Source organism: Rhodoferax sp., from assembly GCF_014859475.1.
In the GTDB taxonomy this organism is placed as follows: Bacteria; Pseudomonadota; Gammaproteobacteria; order Burkholderiales; family Burkholderiaceae_C; genus Rhodoferax.
Window position 1 is genome coordinate 1 of the sequence record NZ_JACUUE010000315.1, and the last position, 1,920, is coordinate 1,920.

2 protein-coding genes and 1 pseudogene are annotated in these 1,920 nt (G+C 59.3%); all 3 read right to left on the bottom strand.

Translation table 11 applies throughout. The features are described 5' to 3' along the window. Window positions 1–109: 109 nt before the first annotated feature. On the bottom strand, window positions 110–406 hold the full coding sequence (locus IBX54_RS14815) for a high-potential iron-sulfur protein (protein ID WP_296543416.1): 297 nt from the start codon (window positions 404–406) through the stop codon (window positions 110–112). Window positions 407–565: 159 nt separating this feature from the next. Further along, window positions 566–1,570, bottom strand: a complete 1,005-nt coding sequence (locus IBX54_RS14820) for an adenosine kinase (protein ID WP_296543417.1) — start codon at window positions 1,568–1,570, stop codon at window positions 566–568. A gap of 2 nt (window positions 1,571–1,572) precedes the next feature. Further along, window positions 1,573–1,920: pseudogene (locus IBX54_RS14825) on the bottom strand (ferredoxin--NADP reductase); the annotation flags it as partial.

Sequence of the window (1,920 nt, forward strand, 5' to 3'; positions counted from 1 at the left end):
CAGCTTGCGGGAGGACTTGCACCTCCAGGAGTGCGCCCATGCTGGGCGCACAAAACAAAACCCACCGCAAGGGTGGGTTTTGGGTGAACTGGACGAATCCAGTTTGCGCTCAAGGTTTCTTGGCGTAGGCGCTGCACCAGCCCTTGGCGGTCACTTCTTTGCCAGCAAAGAGCGGGCAAGGGCCGGAAGCGGCACCAGCCTTGCCCTGGTACAGGGCACAGTTGGCGCATGCCATGCCTGCTTTGAACTTGGCGTTCTTGGACTTGGTGGCATCGGCCACGTAAGCCAAAGCCTTGGCGTTGGCATCGGTCTCGGCCACCATGGGTGCCGCAGCCATTGCCACACCAGATGCCAAAGCGCTGGCACCCAGAACCGATTGCATCATGAATACGCGACGTGTTGTCATAGCAAAGTCTCCTTTAAAGTTGAAATGTGGATCGGCAGCCAAATCTGCTTGAAAAGTAGTTTAACGCTTGAAGCTGAACAGACCATGAATGAAAACCCTAAAAATCGGGTCTGATCGAACAAGCTTTTTGCATCTTTACCGAGACTTCTTACGAGAGCGTTACGACGCGATGTACCTGGTGAAATCAGCATGCAGGTTAGCCATCGCCTCTCGGCTGAGGCGGTTGCCGTACTGTGCGACCACACGGCCGGCGCATTGATTGGCCAGCCAGGCGGCTTGGGCGTGGCTGTGACCGTGCGTGACCGCGTACAAAAATGCGCCAGCAAACATGTCGCCGGCGCCATTGGTGTCGATGGCCTTGACTTGTACCGCGGGCACTTCGGTGATGTTGCCTCCTTCAATCACCAGGCAGCCCTTGGCACTGCGCGTCAGGCACACGGTGTGCGCCTGCTGGGCCATGTGCTGGCAAATTTGCGCCAGCTCCGTTGTGCCGCACCAGACCTGGGCTTCTTCCTCGTTACAGAACAAGAAGTCGAGGTTATCGCCCACCATGGCATCGAGGCCAGGGCGGCAGAAGTTGATCATGCTCATGTCGCTGAGCGTGGCGGCCAACTTGACGCCCGCCTGGGCCGCTATCGCCCTGCCCTGCAAGGCGGCGGCCAGACCGCTGGGCGATGCGGCCAGATAGCCTTCCATGTAATAAACACGGGCCTTGACAATGTCGTGCGGATGCAGCGCGGTGGCATCGATGTCAGCGGTGGCACCCAAAAAAGTGCTCATGCTGCGCTCGGCGTCTGGTGTCACCATCACCATGCAACTGCCGGTCTGGCCCGCGGGCGGTTTGGTGTGCGCGAGGTTGGTCGCGACACCGTGCGCAAGCAAGTCTTTGGTATAGAAATCACCCAGTTCGTCATCGGCCACACGGCACGAGTAAAACGCACGCCCACCCAGCTGCGCCAGCGCCACCACGGTATTGCCGGCTGAACCGCCACCGGTGCGGTGCGATTTGGCGCTGTGCACATGCTTGAGCAACTCGGCGCGGCGCGCTGCGTCGATCAGCGTCATGTGCCGTTTTTCAACGCCGGCCGCCTGCAACTGGGCATCAGAGACTTCGTATTCGGTATCGACCAGCGCGTTACCGATGGCGTAAAGGTGGTAAGTCATGCTTACTGTTCCACAAAGGCGCGTTCGACCACAAAGTCACCCTGCTTGGTGGTATTACCCTCCAGGAAGCCGCGCTTCTCCAGAATGACCTTGAGGTCCTTGAGCAGCGCCGGGCTGCCGCACATCATGGCGCGGTCGGTGGTCGGGTCGAATTTGGGCAGACCCAGGTCGGCCTGCAACTTGCCGGATTCGATCAGGTCGGTGATCCGACCCCGATTTTTGAACGGCTCACGCGTGACCGTGGGGTAATACAGCATTTGCTCGCTGACCATCTCACCCAGAAACTCGTGTTTGGGCAGGTCCACCGTGAGGTAGTCGTAATACGCCAGTTCGGCCACTTCGCGCACGCC

Excerpts from the sequence above, each read along its gene's own strand:
- IBX54_RS14815 (WP_296543416.1), bottom strand. The coding sequence starts at position 406 with ATGACAACACGTCGCGTATTCATGATGCAATCGGTTCTGGGTGCCAGC.
- IBX54_RS14820 (WP_296543417.1), bottom strand. The coding sequence starts at position 1,570 with ATGACTTACCACCTTTACGCCATCGGTAACGCGCTGGTCGATACCGAA.